Source organism: Acidovorax sp. CF316 (assembly GCF_000276605.1).
Classification (GTDB): domain Bacteria; phylum Pseudomonadota; class Gammaproteobacteria; order Burkholderiales; family Burkholderiaceae_C; genus Acidovorax.
In genome coordinates, this window is record NZ_AKJX01000020.1 from 40,412 (window position 1) to 57,449 (window position 17,038).

Below are 17,038 nucleotides of genomic sequence, written 5' to 3' on the forward strand. Positions count from 1 at the left end.
TCTCCTGAAAAGGTGGACGTGAAGAGCCCGCTGCGCACAGGGGCTCAGGGAACAGCGCTTAAATCAATATAGTTCATAAGCGGTAAATGTGCCATTTTGTAATGACCTATTGCGGCAGCTCCCGAATCACCCGGCACGGGTTGCCCGCCGCCAGCACGCGGGGCGGCACGTCGCGCGTGACCACGCTGCCCGCACCGATCACCGCACCGTCGCCGATGGTCACCCCGGGGCAGATGATGGCGCCGCCGCCGATCCAGACGTCCTCGCCAATGGTCACGGGCAGGCACAGTTCGATGCCGGTGGCGCGCTCGGCGGGCGACAGGGGGTGCGATGCGGTGTAGATCTGCACGCCGGGCGCGCACAGCGTGCGCGCGCCGATGCGCACCGGCGCGCCGTCGAGCACCACACAGTTGAAGTTGAAGTACGCGCCCTCGCCCAGCGTGATGTTGTAGCCGTAGTCGCAGTGGAAAGGCGGCGTGATCTGCACACTGGCAGGCTGGCCAGGCAGCAGTTGCGCCTGCAGGGACTGCAGTTCGCCAGCCGCCTCGGGCCTGGCGTGGTTGATGGCATGGCACAGCTGGCGGGCACGCAGGCGATCGGCCACCAGTTCGGGGTCGGCGGCCTGGTACAGGGCGCCGGCAATCATCTTGCTTTTTTCAGAAGAAGTCATGGGGCCATTCTGGCCCCGGCGCTCAAGCCCTCGCGCCGGCCAGGGCTGTCCACTTGCGTTCGCTGCGCGCAGACTCGATCACCCGCTCGATGAAGCGCACACCGCGGGCACCGTCTTCCACCCGCGGGTAGTCGGCCGCCAGCGGGTCGGCCGGCTGCCCGGCCGCATGGGCGCGGATGTCGGCGGCCACGCCCAGGTAGACATTGGCAAAGGCCTCGATGAAGGCCTCGGGGTGGCCCGAGGGGATGCGGCCCGCGCGCAGCGCCGACGGGCTGAGCCAGGGCGCGCCGCGCGTGAGGATGCGGCGCGGCCCGTCCACCGGCGAGTGCACCAGATGGTTGGGGTCCTCCTGGCGCCAGGTGATGGTGCCCAGGGTGCCCGAGACCTGCAGGCGCAGGTCGTTCTCCAGCCCTGCAGCCACCTGCGATGCCACGATCACGCCGCGCGCGCCATTGGCATAGCGCAGCAGCATCTGCGTGTCGTCATCGAGCCGGCGGCCGGCGCCGAAGGCGGTGAGGTCGGCGCACAGCCATTCGGGCTCCATGCCGGTCACGGTGGCAGCCAGGTTCTCGGCATGCGAGCCAATGTCGCCCATGGTGCCTGCGGCACCGCTGCGCGCGGGGTCCAGGCGCCAGTCGGCCTGCTTGTTGGCACCGCCCTCTTCCACCGCCGTGGCCAGCCAGCCCTGGTTGTACTCGACCGTGACCTTGCGCAGCGTGCCCAGGGCGCCACTTTGCACCAGGTGGCGCGCCTCGCGCACCAGGGGATAGCCGGTGTAGTTGTAGGTCACGCCGAAGACGGTGCCGGCCTTGCGCACGGCGGCCACCAGCTCATCGGCCTGGGCGCTGGTGTGCACCAGCGGCTTGTCGCACACCACGTGGAAGCCCGCCTGCACGAAGGCCAGGGCCACCGGGTGGTGCACATGGTTGGGGGTGACGATGCTCACCAGGTCGATGCGCTCGCCCAGCGGGCGGCGCAGTTCGTCGGCCAGCAGGTCCTGCCAGCTGCCGTGGTTGCGGTCGTCGGCTAGGCCCAGGGCGGCGCCCGAGGCGCGGGCCCGCTCGGGCGAGGACGAGAGAGCGCCGGCCACCAGCTCGAACTGCCCGTCCAGCGCCATGGCCTTGCGGTGCACCGCACCGATGAAGGCGCCGTTGCCGCCGCCCACCATGGCGTAGCGCAGCTTGCGTTCAGAGGACATGGAATGCCTTGTTGGTTATTTTGGTTGCTCGTCGCGGGCGAACACTGCGTCGAAGGCGCCTGCGGCGGGCTTGAAGTCGAGCCGCTTGCAGAAGGCGGCGCTCTCGGTGGCACCATGCACGCGGTCCATGCGGCTGTCCTCCCACTCCACCGACAGGGGGCCCTGGTAGCCGATGTCGTTGAGGGCGACGATGATGGATTCAAAATCGATCATGCCGCGGCCCACGCTGCGGAAGTCCCAGTGGCGGCGTGCGTCGCCAAAGCTGGTGTGCCCGCCGAACACGCCCACCGTGCCATCGCCCTTGCCCCACCACACGTCCTTCATGTGGGCGTTGTAGATGCGGTCGGCAAACTGGCGGATGAACTTCACGTAGTCCACGCCCTGGTAGGCCAGGTGGCTCGGGTCGTAGTTGAAGCCGAAGCGCCGGTGGCCCTTCACGGCAGCAATGGCACGCTCGGCCGAGGCGATGTCGAAGGCGATCTCGGTGGGATGCACCTCGAGCGCGAAGTTGATGTCATGCTCCTCGAACACGTCGAGGATCGGGCCGAAGCGCTGGGAAAAATCGGCAAAGCCCTTGTCCCAGTAGGCCTGGCTGGTGGGCGGGAAGGCATAGATGGCATGCCATACCGACGAGCCGGTGAAGCCCGTGACGGTCTTCACGCCGAACTTCGCCGCCGCACGCGCCGTGTCGGCCAGCTCGCTGGCCGCGCGCTGGCGCACGCCCTCGGGGTCGCCATCGCCCCACACATGGGGCGGCAGGATGGACTGGTGGCGCTCGTCGATGCGGTCGCACACGGCCTGGCCCACCAGGTGGTTGCCGATGGCAAAGCACGAGAGGCCATGCTGGGCCAGCAAGGCATGCTTCTCCTTCACGTACTGTGGGGAGGCCAGGGCCTGCTGCACATTGAAGTGGTCGCCCCAGCAGGCCAGCTCCAGGCCGTCGTAGCCCATGCTGCGTGCCAGCGGCGCCAGCTCGGCCAGCGGCAGGTCGGCCCACTGGCCGGTGAAGAGGGTGACGGGTCTTGGCATGGGTAGGGCTCCAGGAAATGGGGGCAGCGCGTGCTGGGTCAGGCGGCCCATCGCAACAATCGACCTTGGCGCAGCGGCCGGCCATGGCACGGCCGCTGCGATGGAGGCCCAAGGCCCCCATCAGGCGTCCCGATCAGAAGGGAGAGTCGGGGAAGTAGAAGCTCTTGGCATTCTCTTTGGTGATCAGCACCGAAGGAATGATGGTCGTGGGCGGCAGCTTGTCGCCCTTGATGCGCGCCTCGGCCGTGAGCTTGATCGAGTCGTAGATGAACTTGGGGCTGTACGACACGTTGGCCTGGATCAGCGGGTTGCTGCCGTCGGCCAGCGTCTTGATCATGCCCTTGGCACCGGCGCCGCCAAACACCAGCTTGATGTCCTTGCGCTTGGCCTGCTCGATGGCCTTGAGCACGCCCACGGCCATGTCGTCGTCGGCCGCCCACACGGCGTCGATCTGCGGGAAGCGGGTCAGGTAGTCCTGCATGACCTTGAAGGCGTCGTCGCGGTTCCAGTTGGCGTACTTGGCGTCCAGCAGCTTGATGTCGGGGTGGTTCTTGAGCACCGCGTTGAACGCGTCCATGCGCTCGTTGTCCAGCGTGGTGGCAATGCCGCGCATGGCCACCACATTGCCCTTGCCGTTCAGCGCCTTGGCGATGTACTCGGCCGGGATCTTGCCGAAGGCGGTGTTGTCACCGGCCACATAGGCGTCCTGCGCGCTGGTGTCGGTCAGGCCGCGGTCTACCACCGTCACATACACGCCCTTGGCCTTGACCTGGGCCACGGGCTTGGTCAGCGCGGCCGATTCGAAGGGGAAGATCACCAGGGCGTTGATCTTGTTGACCGTGACCAGGTCCTGCAGCTGGTTGGCCTGCTCGGGCGCGCCGCCGGCCGTCTTGACGATGACCTGCAGGCCGGGGTGGGCTTTTTCCAGGTCCTTCTTGGCCTGGTTGGCCCAGTACACGATGCCGCCCGTGAAGCCGTGTGTGGCCGACGGAATGGCCACGCCCACCACGACCTTGTTGGCCTGCGCCATGGCAGAGCCGGCCAGGGCCAGCGCGGCTGCGGCGCCCACGGCCGAGAGGGCCAGGCGGCGGGTGAAAGAAAGTTGGCTGTTCATGATGCGTTGTCTCCTGTTGCTGTTGCTTTGATGAAAAAGGCCATGGAAGCTGGCCGGCTGGGGAACACGAAAGTCAAACGACCTACCGAGAAAACCAATCCATAAAATCCATCACCGTTTGCCTCTTTGCATGAAGGCCACTGCAATGATCACGAAGCCCTGCACCGCCGCGTTCAGGTACACGCTGATGATGCTGGTGAGGTTCAAAATGTTGCTGATGACCGACAGCAGAATGGCGCCTACCACCGTGCCGGTGATGCTGCCCGACCCGCCCTTGAGGACCGTGCCGCCCACGATCACCGCGGCAATGGCTTCCAGCTCCCACAGCAGGCCCGTGGTGGGCGATGCCGAGCCCAGGCGCGGCACGTAGAGCAGCGTGGCGATGCCCACGCACACCCCGAGGAGCATGTAGGTCAGGATCTTGATCTTGTGCACGTCCACCGCGGCGTACTGCGCCACCTGCTCGTTGGAGCCGATGGCCTGCACATAGCGACCGTAGGCCGTGCGGTTGAGAATGACACCGCCCACCAGCGCCACCAGCAGGAAGATCCACACGGGGATGGGCACGCCCAGCAGGTTGGCGTAGTACACGGGGCTGTAGAGGTCCGACAGATCGTTCTCCAGCGTGATGGCACCGCCGTTGGAGAAGTACGTGAGGTAGGCGCGGAAGATGCCCAGCGTGCCCAGCGTCACGATGAAGGGCTCGATGCGCCCCTTGGTGATCAAGAGGCCATGCACCAGCCCGAACACCGCACCCAGCACCACGGCCAGCGCCATGCCCACCACCACGGCGGCCATGGGCGAGCCCAGCACGGGCGCCATGGCGTTCATGAACAGGATGACCGAGCCTGCGATCAGCGCAGCCATAGAGCCCACCGACAGGTCGATGCCGCCCGAGATGATGACGAAGCACATGCCCACCGCGATGATGCCGATGAAGGCCGTGCGCGTGAGCACGTTCATCACGTTGTCGTAGGTGGCGAAGTTGCTGTTGAGCAGCGTGCCGGCAATGCACAGCAGCACCAGGCCGATGACCGGGCCCAGTCCGTGCAGCTTGCCCCACCAGGCGGTTGCGGCACCGTGGCGGCTGCCGGCCACCTGGGGGGTGGGGGCGTTTTCAGCGGGTACCTGTGGCATGGACGATCAACTCCTCTTCGGTCAAATGGGGTTCCTGGAGCGTGGTCTGCAAGCGGCCGGCGCGCATCACCGCCACGCGGTGGCACAGGCCGATCAGCTCCATCAGTTCGGACGAAATCACGATCACCGCCAGGCCCTGCGCCGCCAGGCGCTGCACCAGGTGGTAGATCTCGCGCTTGGCGCCCACGTCCACGCCGCGCGTGGGCTCGTCGAGCACGACCACGCTGGGGCCGGGGTGCAGCACCTTGGCCAGCGCGAGTTTTTGCTGGTTGCCGCCCGACAGCGACGAGGCGCGCACGTCGAGCGAGCCGGTGCGGATGCCGAACTCCTGCACCGCATCGCGCAGCGCGGTCTGTTCGGCCGCCGGGTCGAGCCAGGGGCTGGCATAGCGCTCCAGCGCCATCAGCGTGAGGTTGGGCCGCAGGCTGAAGTGCACGTGCAGGCCCTTGCCCTTGCGGTCTTCGCTCAGGTAGGTCAGGCCATGGCGCGCGGCATCGCGCGGGCTCTTGAGCTGCACGGTCTTGCCCGCCAGCTCCACCGTGCCGGCCGAGCGCGGGCGCAGGCCCAGCAGGCCTTCGAACAGTTCGGTGCGCCCGGCGCCCACCAGGCCGGCAAAACCCAGGATCTCGCCGCGGCGCACCTCGAAATCGATGTCCTGCGCCCAGCCGGGCACGGTGAGGCCGCGCACCTTGATCGCGGGTGCGCCAGCCGGGGCAGGCAGCTTGGCGGGGAACAGGTCGGCCAGTTCGCGGCCCACCATCAGGTTGGCCATCTGCCGGCGCGTGACGCTGGCCGTGGGCTCGCGCGCCACGAGCAGCCCGTCGCGCATCACCACCACCTCGTCGGTGGTGCGCTCCACCTCGTCGAGCTTGTGCGAGATGTAGATGATGGTCACGCCCGCAGCCTTGAGCCCGGCCATCAGCGCGAACAGGCGCTCCGTCTCGCCGGGGGTCAGCGTGGCGGTGGGCTCGTCCATGATGAGCAGGCGTGCATTGCGGGCCAGCGCGCGGGCGATCTCCACCAGCTGCTTTTCGGCCACGATGAGCTTCTTCACGCGCGTGTCGGGGTCCAGCGGCAGGCCGACCTGGGCCAGCGCCGCACGCGTCTTCTCGCGCATGGCCTTGTCATTCAGGAACAAGCCCTTCTTGATTTCATGCCCCAGGAAGACGTTCTGCGCAATCGTCAGGTCGTCCGCCAGGTTGAACTCCTGGTGGATCAGCACGATGCCCTGGGCCTCGGCCGCGCGCGAGCCGCCACCGGGGGCGCGCACGGCGCCGTCCACCACCACCTCGCCGGTGGTGGGGCTTTCGTAGCCGGCCAGGATCTTCATCAGCGTGGACTTGCCCGCGCCGTTTTCGCCCAGCAGGCCGTACACGCGGCCCGGCTGCAGCGCGAAGCCCACGCCGTGCAGCACGCGCACGGGGCCGAACTCCTTGGTGACGTTGCGGAACTCGACAGCGACGCTCATCGTGCAGTCCCTCCCGAACGCGATGACTGCGCCATGCTCTCCTGCATGGCCAGCACCCCCGCGCCCACCACGCCGGCATCGTCGGCCAGGGGGGCGTACTGGATCTCCAGGTGGCGCGTGGACAGGGCCAGCGAGCGGTGGTACACGCTCTGGCGCACCGAGGCCAGGAACAGCGGCCCCATGTCCGCCACCCGCCCGGCGATGAACACGTGCGACGGGTTGAAGAAGTTGACGATGGAGGCCAGCATCTGCCCCACCAGGCTGCCCGCGCGCTGGATGATGGCGTTGGCCGCCACGTCGCCCGCGCGGCTGGCCTGGGCCACGTCTTCGGTGGTCAGCGTGCCGGTGGCCTGCAGGCGCTCGGCCAGCAAGGCACTTTCGCCTGCCTGGGCCGCCGCCAGCGCCATGCGCGCCATGGCGGGCGCGGCGGCCATGGCCTCCACGCAGCCCTGGTTGCCGCAGTGGCAGCGCGGGCCGGCCTGGTCCACGCAGATGTGGCCCACGTCGCCGGCCGAGCCGTTGGCGCCCCGGTACACCTGGCCGTGGCAGACGATGCCGCAGCCGATGCCCGTGCCCACCTTGATGACCAAAAAGTTGGGCAGGTTGCGCTGCAGCCGCCACAACTCGCCCAGCGCCATCAGGTTCACATCGTTGTCCACGAAGACAGGCGCGGCAAAAGCCTCGCGCAGATAGTCGCGGATGGAAAAGCCGTCCCAGTCGGGCATCAGCGGGGGGTTGACCAGCTGGCCGCTTTCAAAATCCACCGGTCCGGGCACACCCATGCCGATGGCGATGACCTGCGAGGCCGGCAGCCCGCAGCGCGCCATCAGCTCGCGCATCAGGCCGCGCAGCCGCGCCAGGATCACGCCCGGGCCCTGGCGCACGTCGATGGGTTCGCGGTGCCGCGCCAGCACCGTCATGTCGGGCCGCATGATGGCCACCTGCATGCTGGTGGCGCCCAGGTCGGCGCCGATCACCACGCCCAGGGTCTCGCTCAGGCGCAGGGTTTCGGCGCGGCGGCCGCCGGAGGACTCCTGCAGGCCCACCTCGTCGAGCAGGCCTTCGTCCAGCAAGGCCGCGACCATGGCGTTGGCCTTGCTCTTGGAATAGGCCAGCCGCTGCGCCAGCGCATGCCGCGACGCACCCGCCGACCAGAAAATGGTCTGCAGAACGTCCAGGTCTTCAGTGCCGCAGTTGTGCCAGCGTGCCAAGGCTTGTCTCCTGTTCTTGTCATGGGATCCCAGGGGCCGTAGTGGGCCTTGCCTGGGTCACCAGCGCCTCAAATGGACGCGTTGGGCAAATACTATGCGGCCCACTTAGGCCACACAAGACTTAACTTAGACCTAATTTAGACCAAAGTTCTTCATGGCTTTGTCACGGTGCCGGGCTCCACTGGGCAGCAGGCTGGAGTGCGCCCACTTCACGCTGCTTGCCAGCTGCCCAAAAACCACCACCAACAGAGGGATCCATGACCTTGCGAATGATTGCCGCGGCCTGCGCCGCGCTGGCTGTTACCGCGGTTGCCTGCAGCAGCGGCGGCAGCGAGCCACCGTTCACCGTCAAGCTGATCGGCTTCAACGACTACCACGGCAACCTGGAATCCCCGGGCACCTTCGGCGCCAGTGCCGCCGTTCCGGCGGCCGAGCGCCCACCGGTGGGCGGCGCCGAGTTCATGGCGGCCCATGTCGCCAAGCTCAAGGCCCAGAACCCGAACAACGTGGTAGTGGGTGCGGGCGACTCGATCGGCGCCTCGCCGCTGATCTCCGCGCTGTTCCAGGACGAGCCTTCCGTGGAAACGCTCAACCGCATCGGGCTGGAGTTCAACTCGGTGGGCAACCACGAGTTCGACAAGGGCTCGGCCGAGCTGCTGCGCCTGCAGAACGGCGGCTGCAAGGCCGGCGAGCCCAACAGCTGCAAGGGCGCGGTGGCAGGCACGCCGGTGCCCTTTGAGGGCGCCAAATTCAAGTGGCTGTCGGCCAACGTCATCGCCACCGCCACCGGCAAGCCCCTGCTGCCGGCCTATGGCGTCAAGGAGTTCAAGGGCGTCAAGGTGGCCTTCATCGGCATGACCTTCAAGGCCACGCCCACCGTCGTCACGCCCACGGGCGTGGCCGGCCTGGAGTTCCGCGACGAAATCCAGACGGTGAACAACCTGATCCCCGAGCTCAAGGGCCAGGGCATCGAAGCCATCGTCGTGCTGGTGCACGAGGGCGGCTTTCAGTCTGGCACGGTGTCGGACATCAACGGCTGCGAGGGCGCGCTCGCCGGCTCGGGCATCGCCACCCTGGTCAAGGGCCTGGACAACGCGGTGGACGCCGTGATCAGCGGCCACACCCACGCCGCCTACAACTGCAAGCTGCCCAACGCCACGGGCCGCACCATCCCGGTGACCAGCTCCAGCTCGTTCGGCCGCGTGCTGACCGATATGGACCTGACCATCGACCCGTCCACGCGCGACATCACGGCCATCGCCACCACCAACCGCCTGGTGGTGCGCAACGACCCCACCGTGTCGGCCGACGCAGCCGTCGCCAGGATCATCGCGGGCTACAACAGCCTGGTCTCGCCGATTGCCAACACGGTGATCGGTGCCATCGCCGCCGAGCTGCCCAACAGCCGCACCGATGGCGCCTGCAACATGCCGGCCGGCGACCTGGTCGCCGACGCCATGCTGGCGGCCACGCAGGGCCCCACGTTCGGCTCAGCGGTCATCGCCCTGATGAACGGCGGCGGCGTGCGCAACCCCGGCTTCACCTTTGCAAGCAGCGCGGTGGGCGAAGGGGCCGGCAACGTCACCTACGGCGAAGCCTTCACCACGCAGCCGTTCGGCAACAGCCTGGTAACCATGTCGCTCACGGCGCAGGACCTGAAGGACGTGCTGGAAGAGCAGTTCGCGGGGTGCAAGGGCCAGTCGACCACGGCCACGCGCGTGATGCTGCCGTCCAACGGCTTCAAGTACACCTGGGACGGCGCCAAGGCCTGCGGCGCGCGCGTGAGCAATGTCACGCTGCGCAACGGGGCTTCGACGGAGACCATCGTCGACGCCTCGGGCACGGTCGCCAGCCCGGCCAAGACCTACCGCGTCACGATGAACAACTTCATGGCCGACGGCGGCGACGGTTACTCCACCTTCCTCAAGGGCACCAACCGCCTGGGCGGCGCGCAGGACATCGATGCGCTGGTGGCCTACCTGTCCGGCTTCAAGGCGCCCAAGGCACCGTACACGCTGGGCAACAACCCCAACGATGCCGGCAGCGTGCGCATCAACCGCACCGGCACTGGCAGCAACGCCGCATGTCCGACCGGCGCCGTGACGTCCTGATCGGCCTGCTGGGGCTGGCAGCGGGCCCGTTGGCGGCCTCCCCAGCGTCCGAGGAAAAGCTCAAGGCGATCATGCAGGCGGCAGCCGCCCGCCCGCCCGACGCCGAGCGCCTGCGCGAACGCGAAGCCCTGCTGCGCGAAGCCGAGGCCGCGCTGGCGGAAGGCGATGCAGAGAAAGCCGAGCAGGGCTTCGACCGTGCCGCGCTGATCCTGCACTCTGCCGACACCGAGATGGGCCTGGTGCGCAGCTACATGCAGTCGGGCCAGTACCGGCGCGCGCTGGCGTTTGGCGCGCACACGGCGGGTGCGCACCTCGACGCGGTGGGCGGTGCGGCGCTGTACGCATGGCTGCTGCACGCAGGCGGGCAGGATGTGATCGCCCGCAAGCTGCTTGCCGATGCCCAGGCGCGCGCGCCGTCGCAGCCGCTGGTGGCCAGCGTGGGCCGTGAACTGGCGTCGGGTGCGCCGCACGCGAGTGGTGACATGCTGCTGCCGCCCGCGCGGCTGGCGCCTTATGGCGATTCGACCGGGTTGCCACGCGGCGCGCACCTGGTCGCAGCCGGCACGCTGGTGGATGAAGGCCGCACGGCACTGGTGCCTGCGCGGGCCGTCGCCGGTGGCCGGCGGCTGTGGGTGCGCAACGGGCTGGGACATCTGGCCCCGGCCTCCCCCATACAGGGGCGCGGCGCGGGCGGCATCGCCCTGTTGCGCCTGGGCAGCCCGCTGCCCGCGCCGTCCCTGGGCATGGTTCCCGCCGATGTCTTCCCCGGTGCCGTGGCGTTCGCCGTGGGGTATGCGCAGGCCGGTGGCGCGGGGGCTGCATGGCCCCTGCTGCGCACGGGCTTCGTCGGCGCCGCCAGGGATACGCAGGGGGACCGCGACCTCGATCCGTCCATGCACCAGGGCATGGCGCCCGGCGGGCCCGTCTTCGACCAGGCTGGCCGCTTCGCAGGCGTCGCGCTGTCCGATGGTGGCGGCGTCAGGCTGGTGGCCGCGACCCGTTTGCGCGAAGCATTCGCAGGGCGCGTGGCGCTGCCTGTGTCCAGGGACGGCGGCCGCCTGGGGCCCGACGCGGTGTACGAAGCAGCGCTGCGCAGCACCCTGCAGGTGATCGCCGCCCGCTGAGGCGGGCAAGCTGCAAGGCCTGCGCTTTTGCAGGCCCGTCTGCTGGCTGCGTGGTGGAACCCGGGTCGGCGCAGCCGCTACCATCTCGCAGCACACCCGAGCGACGCCACACTGCCCCATGATCACCCTTCAGAAATCCATTGCCCACGGCCTCTTGACCCTCGCCTGCCACGGCGATCTGGACCACCAGGGCCAATGGCTTCTGGACCTGATTGCCAGCCGGGACCACGCAGGGCCAGGTCTGGCAAGCGGCACGACGGTGCAGGTGGGCTGGTCGGTCCTGACCCTGGCGGCCACGGCCAACGGGGTATTGGAAGTCCGCGAGCCAGCCTTCGACACCGACCCGCTGACACTCACCCGGGCAGAGGTCTCCACCACCTTGCGCATCCTGGCGGCCCAGACCGACCTGCTGCGCCGCGTGGGGAGCGAAGGCCTGGCGGCGCGCTTCGACGACAAGGTGGTCGTACAAAAGGGCTGCCTGGCCGAACCCGGCATCTACGCCCAGCGGTCCGAACCCACACCGGGAGATTCCGGGTGGTATGTCGGGCTGGCCGATGGGCCCGCGGCGGCGGGCGCCGAGGACCTGGAAGCGATCCGGCTTCATCAACTGCTGGTGTTGCGCCCCCACCTGCTGGCAGCGATGGCGCTGCCCGTGGACTGGATCTGCGTGTGGCGGGGCGATGAACTGAGGGGGATTGCCGACGACCGCAACCAGGAGCGCTGGGCAACGGCCTGAAGCAATCTAGATGCTGCTGGAGTCCGTGGCGACCCAGTGAAAACTGCCCGACTCGCGCCGCCACCGGAAGTGGACCTCCAGGCCCAGATAGTCGCGATCATCTGCATTGAGCGCGTTCTGACGCTCAAGGCAGCGCACGAAATAGCTGAAGCACACCTCCCTTTGTCTGCCGACCTTCGCAAACCAGGGCTCGTCCTGAATCCAATAGCGCTCGGCAGACAGGTAGCACTCTCCGGTCAGCCTTTCCAGATCGGGGAATGCATTGCCAGCCGGAAACCCGCTGGCGTACTGCACCACCCGGCGCCACACCTCGGCCTCGATCACGGCGCGCAAATCCTGGAGGGCATCGTGATCCACATCCTCGAAGCGGTCGCACCGCTCCATGTCCACCGGTCCCGCCCATGGGGGGCGGGGAACAACGACAACGCGGGGCAGCGGCTGGGCGCGCAGCTCAGGCGACTGCATGCAGGACATAGCAGACCCAAGGTTCCTGGCCCTTGGCCTTGAACACGGCAACGCCTTGCAGATGGTGCAGGGCCAGGGCGCACAACTCGTCCATGTCGCCAGGGCTGGCGCGCAGCTGCGGGGTTTCGAACACCTGGTAGCCGGTCTCCAGCGCCAGTTCCCTGACCCGGCCGGCCCTGCTCCTGGACAGTGCGGGGAAGGCGTAGTTGGCCCACACCCAGGCGAGACTTTCCGACGCGGGGAGGTAGGTGACGATGGGGGTCGCCTGGTACACGCAGGTCGCCTGGCCACCATCGCCGGTGAGTGTCAGCGTCGCCGTTTCCTCGTCGATGTTCCATGCAGAAAAGCCGGCAATGGCCTGGCTGAAGGCCTCCTGCCTGACCCGGTACCCGTCCATGGCAATGCGCAGCAAGTCTGCAAACCTGGCGTCTGTGGTGTCCTGATGGTGGCGATGGAGATGCATGGGATTTCGGGCGATAGTATCCGGGTATGGTGGTGCTGCAGGCTGGACAGTACCCACCGGCCGTCCAACCCAGGCACTATTCCACGATCAGTACATTCCGCAAATTGTCCTGCACCTTCCCCCGTCGCTCTGCCCCTTGACCGCATGCCACAACGCCGTCCGCAGATTCCGAATTTCATCACCGCCAGGGCCCGGTGGCTGGCCTGGCTGTGCGTCCTGGGCGCCCTCACGGCGCCGGTTTCGCGCATGCTGCCGGCGGACCAGGTGCCCACATTGCAATGGCTGGTGGAACTGGCAGCCCATTGGCAATGGCTCTGCGCGGTGGTGGGGGCGATCTCGCTGGGTGTGCTGGCACTGGCGCGCCCCCCCGGCAGCATGGGCCGCGGGTGGTTGGCCCTGGCGGTGCTGGCACTGGGCAGTAGCTTCCTGTGGCAGCCGGCCATGCTGCCGCGTGGCGCCGAGCCATCGAGCCCCGACGCCGTGCTGACCGTGGGCAGCGCCAACCTCAACGCGTCGACCACCGACTTCGACCCGCTCACTGCCTGGCTGGCATCGGCCGGTGCACCGGATGTGGTGTTCCTGCAGGAGTTCACCGAACTGGCCCACCAGGCGCTCATGCGCAACCCCGCGGTGGCCGCGCGCTACCCCCACCGGCTGGCAGTCCCCCAGCCCGATCCATTCGGCCTGGCCGTGCTGTCGCGCCATCCCCTGTCGGACCTGCAGACGCTGCAGCCGCAGGACCTGCGCGACACCCTGCAGCTGCGCGCTACCGTGGCCTGGAATGGCAAGGCGGTGCACCTGAGCGCGTTGCACCCCATGCCGCCGCTGGATGAAGGCTTCGCCCAGGCCCGCGACCGTGCCCTGGTTCAAGAGGCCGGGCGCCTTGCGCAAACCGGAGGGCTGGCCCTGCTGGCCGGCGACCTGAACACCACCCCCTGGGCACGCAGCCTGTTCACGGTGGAAGCCACCCTGCGCCGCGCCAATGGGGCTGCACCCAGCTGGCCCAATGCCTTTGGCTGGCTGTCGGTGCTGCCACTCGACCATGTGCTGGCATCGAGCGGCTGGCAGGTGCTGGACTCGCGCACCGGGCCCGATTTGGGGTCGGACCACCGGCCAGTGGTGGTGCGCCTGGTCCCAGCGCCCTAGCCAGCTTTCCGGGCTGCGGGCACTTTCTTGGCGGGCGGCGCCTTGGGACTGGCCTTCTTCTGCGCGGCCTGCAGGTCATTGAAGTCTGCCGCCGCACGGAACAGTGCCTTCAAGGCTGCCTCGTTGACCACCTCGCCCTCGCGCACGTCGATGGCGCGCCGGGTGTTGCCCTCCAGGCTGGAGTTGAACAGGCCCTTGGGATCGGGCAGCGAGGCGCCCTTGGCAAACGTCATCTTCACGGCCTGCTTGTAGGTCTCGCCCGTGCACAGGATGCCGGCGTGGGACCAGACGGGCACGCCCATCCATTTGACTTCCTCGATCACATCGGGCACGGCCTCGTGCATGAGCTTGCGCAGATGGGCCAGGGTTTCACCGCGCCAGTCGGCCAGGTCGCGGATCTTGGCGTCGATTAGGGGCGCCGCGGGCTCGCCCTGCCCTTCGGGTGGGGCTGACTTCGGCGTCTGGCTGCTCTTGCGGGTACCGGCCTTGGTGGGTCCTGTCATTTCGGGCGTCTCCTGGATGCGGGCAGTTGCTGCCCCTGTGCCAGTTTATCGGCTGCGGGCATGCGGCCGTTCGGCAAGGCAGATCCCACACTCACACCCCGGGGGACGGGTGAGGGCATCGCCTCGGAACGCAGCCGACTGTCGCCCGTGGCATATCCGACACGGCGCAGAGGCCCGACCTGTCGCGCAGTCAGTTGCCCCCGGTGGAGGGGGCGTTGGCGAAACGCTTTTGCAGCCGAAGCACATTAGCGCGCGACCTGCCTGCGGCCGCGTGGATGGAAGCAATGCCCGGCTTCCAGGGCGTCAATTTGCGGGTCTCGTGACTCCAGTGGTAGACCTGGGCCTCGGCCAAGCCCGATGTCACTTTCAGCACCAGTTGGTTGCCGGTACCGTTGTCGGCAATCGACACCAGGTCCTGGGCCATCACCTCCTGGCCCCACGCGCCTTTGAGGTTTTCGTAGGTCACGCTGCCACAGGTCTTGCGTGGGTTGGCCGGGTCAAAGACCGGAAATACGCGCCAGCCGCCCCGCAGTTCATTGCAGTTGTACTGCTTCCAGGCGTTGCGTAGTTCCTCCGGGAAGCGCAAGCCCAGCTCGGACTCCGCAGTCGCGATCATTTCTTCAGAAACGCCCAGGGAAGGTTCCTTGCTCATCAGGGTCCAGCCTCGTCAAAACGGCAGACTCCATTGTGCATCTGCCGAACGGCAGTCACCGGCTGGTGGTGGCACGGCTGTGGATCGCCTGGCCGGCCCGTTTCGGCCGCCGTATGGTCCACAGCGCCGCCGCCATCAACACCACGCCACCCAATTGCACCGGGCTCAGCGTGCGCCCGTACACCGCCCAGTCCACCAGCACCGCGGTAAGCGGATAGACGAACTGCAGCACCGCGACCTTGCCCAGCGCCAGCCGGGCCATGCCGGCGAACAGGATCACATAGGCCAGGCCCGTGTGCAGCACGCCCAGGCCCGTGAGCCAGGCCCAGGCGGCAGCGGTGTGCGGCCCGCCGAAAACCAGTGGCGCCCAGGCCAGCAGCACGGCCCCCACCAGGCACTGCCACAGCGACAGGGCGAACGGGCTGATGGGCGCGGGCGCGCGGCTGGCGAGCAGCGTGACGGCGGCATAGCAGAACGAGCCGCCCAGACACATCAGCACCCCGGCCACATAGGCTCCGCCATCGGCCGTGCCGGCCGGGATGCCATCGAGCAGGCCGGTGGTGAGCACTAGCCCTGCCAGGGCCGCCAGCGTGGCCGCCCATTGGGTGCCCGAGATCGTCTCGCGCAGGAACAAGGCGCCGAAGACGATGACCCAGATGGGCTGCACGTGGAAGATCACCGTGGCCACCGCAATGGAGGTGCGCGGGATGGCCGCGAAGAACAGCGCCCAGTTGAGCACCATGAACACGCCCGTGGCGCAGGCCACCCAGCGGCTCCTGGCCTGGTCGCGCAGCAGCAGCTCGCGCCCCTGCCCCGTGGCCAGGCACCAGGCGACCAGGGCCAGCGCGCCGAACACGCAGCGGAACCACACCGTGACCAGCGGGTGCTGGCCGGCCTCTTCGACAAAGACGCCGATGGTGCCCAGCAGAATGCCGCCGGCGATCATGAGCCATTGGCCTGTGCGCTCGCGGGCAATGCCTGCGGGGTCAGAGCTCCTGGTGAGGGTGGCAGGTGATGCGGATAGTGCGGAGACCTTGTGGTTCATGGCGCCAATCGTCGGGGCTTTGCCTACTGAGGTAAAGCGCATAGTTCGCAGAACAGCCATTCGATAATCGAATACATTGCACGCATGAACTACCCCGACCTGCAGATCGACTGGCTGCGCGCCTTCGTCGCCGTGGTGGATGCCGGCTCGCTCTCGGGCGCGGCGCCGCTGGTGCACCGCTCGCAGTCGGCCGTGAGCATGCAGATCAAGAAGCTCGAAGCGGCGCTGGGCCGCCCGGTGCTGCTGCGCGGCCCGCGCCACCTGGAGCTGACGCCCTTGGGACAAGAGCTGCTCGCCTACGCGCGCCGCATGCTGGAGCTGCAGGCCGAGACGCAGACCGCCCTGTTCGGCCCGCGGCTGGCGGGCCGGGTGCGCCTGGGCGTGCCGGACGACTATGCATCGACCTACCTCACGCCGGTGCTGCGCAGCTTTTCGCACCGCTACCAGGGGGTGGAGATCGAGCTGACCTGCGAGCAGTCGACCTCGTTGATCCCGCGCGTGGTGCGCGGCGAGCTCGACCTGGCCCTGGTCTCGCGCGACAAGCCGCAGCGCGGGCGCTTTCTATTCCAGGAGCCGCTGGTCTGGGTGGGCGTGGCCCAGTTCGAGGCCTGGCGGCGCGACCCGCTGCCGATTGCGGTGTACGAATCGGCCAGCCTGGCGCGCATCGCTACCATGAAGGCCCTGGCTGCGCGGCGCCGCGCCTACCGCATCGTCTACCACAGCTCCAGCCTGGCCGGCCAGCTGGCCGCCGTGGAAAGCGGCCTGGCCGTGGCCGTGCTCACGCGCTGCAGCGTGCCGCCCAACCTGCAGATCCTGCAGAACCTGCCGGCCGAGTTCGACCTGCCCACGCTCGATTCGATGGACGTGTCGGTGCTGCGCAGCAAGGCGTCGCAGCGCTCACCGGCCGTGGATGCGATGTATGAGCAGATGGTGCGGACACTGGCCCAGTAAGCCAAGTGGGTGACA

Annotated in this window: 17 protein-coding genes; 5 read left to right on the plus strand and 12 right to left on the minus strand. The window is 68.2% G+C overall.

All coding sequences use genetic code 11. The features are described 5' to 3' along the window. Positions 1-106: 106 nt before the first annotated feature. The 7 genes from PMI14_RS02830 to PMI14_RS02860 all read right to left on the minus strand — a co-directional run bounded on the left by PMI14_RS02830 (position 107) and on the right by PMI14_RS02860 (position 7,827). Entirely contained in the window at positions 107-670 is a 564-nt protein-coding gene (locus tag PMI14_RS02830; RefSeq protein WP_035202112.1) for a sugar O-acetyltransferase, read from the minus strand. A gap of 22 nt (positions 671-692) precedes the next feature. Next, positions 693-1,868, minus strand: coding sequence for a Gfo/Idh/MocA family protein (locus tag PMI14_RS02835; RefSeq protein ID WP_007849260.1), 1,176 nt, complete (start codon positions 1,866-1,868; stop codon positions 693-695). A 15-nt stretch (positions 1,869-1,883) separates the two neighbouring features. Further along, positions 1,884-2,897 carry a sugar phosphate isomerase/epimerase gene (locus PMI14_RS02840; RefSeq protein ID WP_007849262.1) on the minus strand — a complete coding sequence of 338 codons (1,014 nt, stop codon included), beginning with the start codon at positions 2,895-2,897 and terminating at the stop codon, positions 1,884-1,886. A 133-nt stretch (positions 2,898-3,030) separates the two neighbouring features. Next, entirely contained in the window at positions 3,031-4,011 is a 981-nt protein-coding gene (locus PMI14_RS02845; RefSeq protein WP_007849263.1) for a substrate-binding domain-containing protein, read from the minus strand. Between the two features lie 111 nt (positions 4,012-4,122). Then, positions 4,123-5,148, minus strand: a complete 1,026-nt coding sequence (locus tag PMI14_RS02850) for an ABC transporter permease (protein WP_007849265.1) — start codon at positions 5,146-5,148, stop codon at positions 4,123-4,125. Further along, positions 5,129-6,616 (minus strand): sugar ABC transporter ATP-binding protein, encoded by a 1,488-nt coding sequence (locus PMI14_RS02855; protein WP_007849278.1) that lies wholly within the window; start codon positions 6,614-6,616, stop codon positions 5,129-5,131. The genes PMI14_RS02850 and PMI14_RS02855 overlap by 20 nt, the downstream gene beginning before the upstream one ends. After that, complete coding sequence (locus tag PMI14_RS02860; protein ID WP_007849284.1) at positions 6,613-7,827, minus strand: ROK family protein; 1,215 nt, start codon at positions 7,825-7,827, stop codon at positions 6,613-6,615. Before PMI14_RS02860 ends, PMI14_RS02855 begins: the two co-directional genes overlap by 4 nt. A gap of 257 nt (positions 7,828-8,084) precedes the next feature. Between PMI14_RS02860 and PMI14_RS02865 the strand changes: the two genes are divergently transcribed. The 3 genes from PMI14_RS02865 to PMI14_RS02875 all read left to right on the plus strand — a co-directional run bounded on the left by PMI14_RS02865 (position 8,085) and on the right by PMI14_RS02875 (position 11,798). Next, positions 8,085-9,938, plus strand: coding sequence for a bifunctional UDP-sugar hydrolase/5'-nucleotidase (locus PMI14_RS02865; RefSeq protein WP_007849286.1), 1,854 nt, complete (start codon positions 8,085-8,087; stop codon positions 9,936-9,938). Beyond that, positions 9,911-11,062, plus strand: a complete 1,152-nt coding sequence (locus PMI14_RS02870; RefSeq protein ID WP_007849287.1) for a hypothetical protein — start codon at positions 9,911-9,913, stop codon at positions 11,060-11,062. Before PMI14_RS02865 ends, PMI14_RS02870 begins: the two co-directional genes overlap by 28 nt. Before the next feature lie 118 nt (positions 11,063-11,180). Beyond that, the gene (locus PMI14_RS02875) at positions 11,181-11,798 is read left to right on the plus strand and encodes a hypothetical protein (RefSeq protein WP_007849288.1); all 618 of its coding nucleotides are present in this window, start codon (positions 11,181-11,183) and stop codon (positions 11,796-11,798) included. A 6-nt stretch (positions 11,799-11,804) separates the two neighbouring features. Here PMI14_RS02875 and PMI14_RS02880 read toward each other — a convergent pair whose 3' ends face one another. Further along, complete coding sequence (locus tag PMI14_RS02880; protein ID WP_146187971.1) at positions 11,805-12,272, minus strand: hypothetical protein; 468 nt, start codon at positions 12,270-12,272, stop codon at positions 11,805-11,807. Beyond that, complete coding sequence (locus PMI14_RS02885) at positions 12,250-12,675, minus strand: DUF6882 domain-containing protein (protein WP_035202118.1); 426 nt, start codon at positions 12,673-12,675, stop codon at positions 12,250-12,252. Before PMI14_RS02885 ends, PMI14_RS02880 begins: the two co-directional genes overlap by 23 nt. A 195-nt stretch (positions 12,676-12,870) precedes the next feature. Between PMI14_RS02885 and PMI14_RS02890 the strand changes: the two genes are divergently transcribed. Beyond that, positions 12,871-13,872, plus strand: coding sequence for an endonuclease/exonuclease/phosphatase family protein (locus tag PMI14_RS02890; RefSeq protein ID WP_007849292.1), 1,002 nt, complete (start codon positions 12,871-12,873; stop codon positions 13,870-13,872). On the opposite strand, the gene PMI14_RS02895 is transcribed toward PMI14_RS02890, so the two are convergent. From PMI14_RS02895 to PMI14_RS02905, 3 genes are all read right to left on the minus strand, one after another. Continuing rightward, positions 13,869-14,375: a DUF1801 domain-containing protein gene (locus tag PMI14_RS02895; RefSeq protein ID WP_007849294.1), complete on the minus strand. Its 507-nt coding sequence runs from the start codon at positions 14,373-14,375 to the stop codon at positions 13,869-13,871. The two genes, PMI14_RS02890 and PMI14_RS02895, sit on opposite strands and share 4 nt — an antisense overlap. A 190-nt stretch (positions 14,376-14,565) precedes the next feature. Beyond that, complete coding sequence (locus tag PMI14_RS33325) at positions 14,566-15,027, minus strand: SMI1/KNR4 family protein (protein WP_007849297.1); 462 nt, start codon at positions 15,025-15,027, stop codon at positions 14,566-14,568. A 55-nt stretch (positions 15,028-15,082) separates the two neighbouring features. Then, positions 15,083-16,072 carry a DMT family transporter gene (locus tag PMI14_RS02905; protein WP_007849302.1) on the minus strand — a complete coding sequence of 330 codons (990 nt, stop codon included), beginning with the start codon at positions 16,070-16,072 and terminating at the stop codon, positions 15,083-15,085. 84 nt (positions 16,073-16,156) lie between these two features. Between PMI14_RS02905 and PMI14_RS02910 the strand changes: the two genes are divergently transcribed. Then, on the plus strand, positions 16,157-17,023 hold the full coding sequence (locus PMI14_RS02910) for a LysR family transcriptional regulator (RefSeq protein ID WP_007849307.1): 867 nt from the start codon (positions 16,157-16,159) through the stop codon (positions 17,021-17,023). The last annotated feature ends 15 nt before the right edge of the window (positions 17,024-17,038 follow it).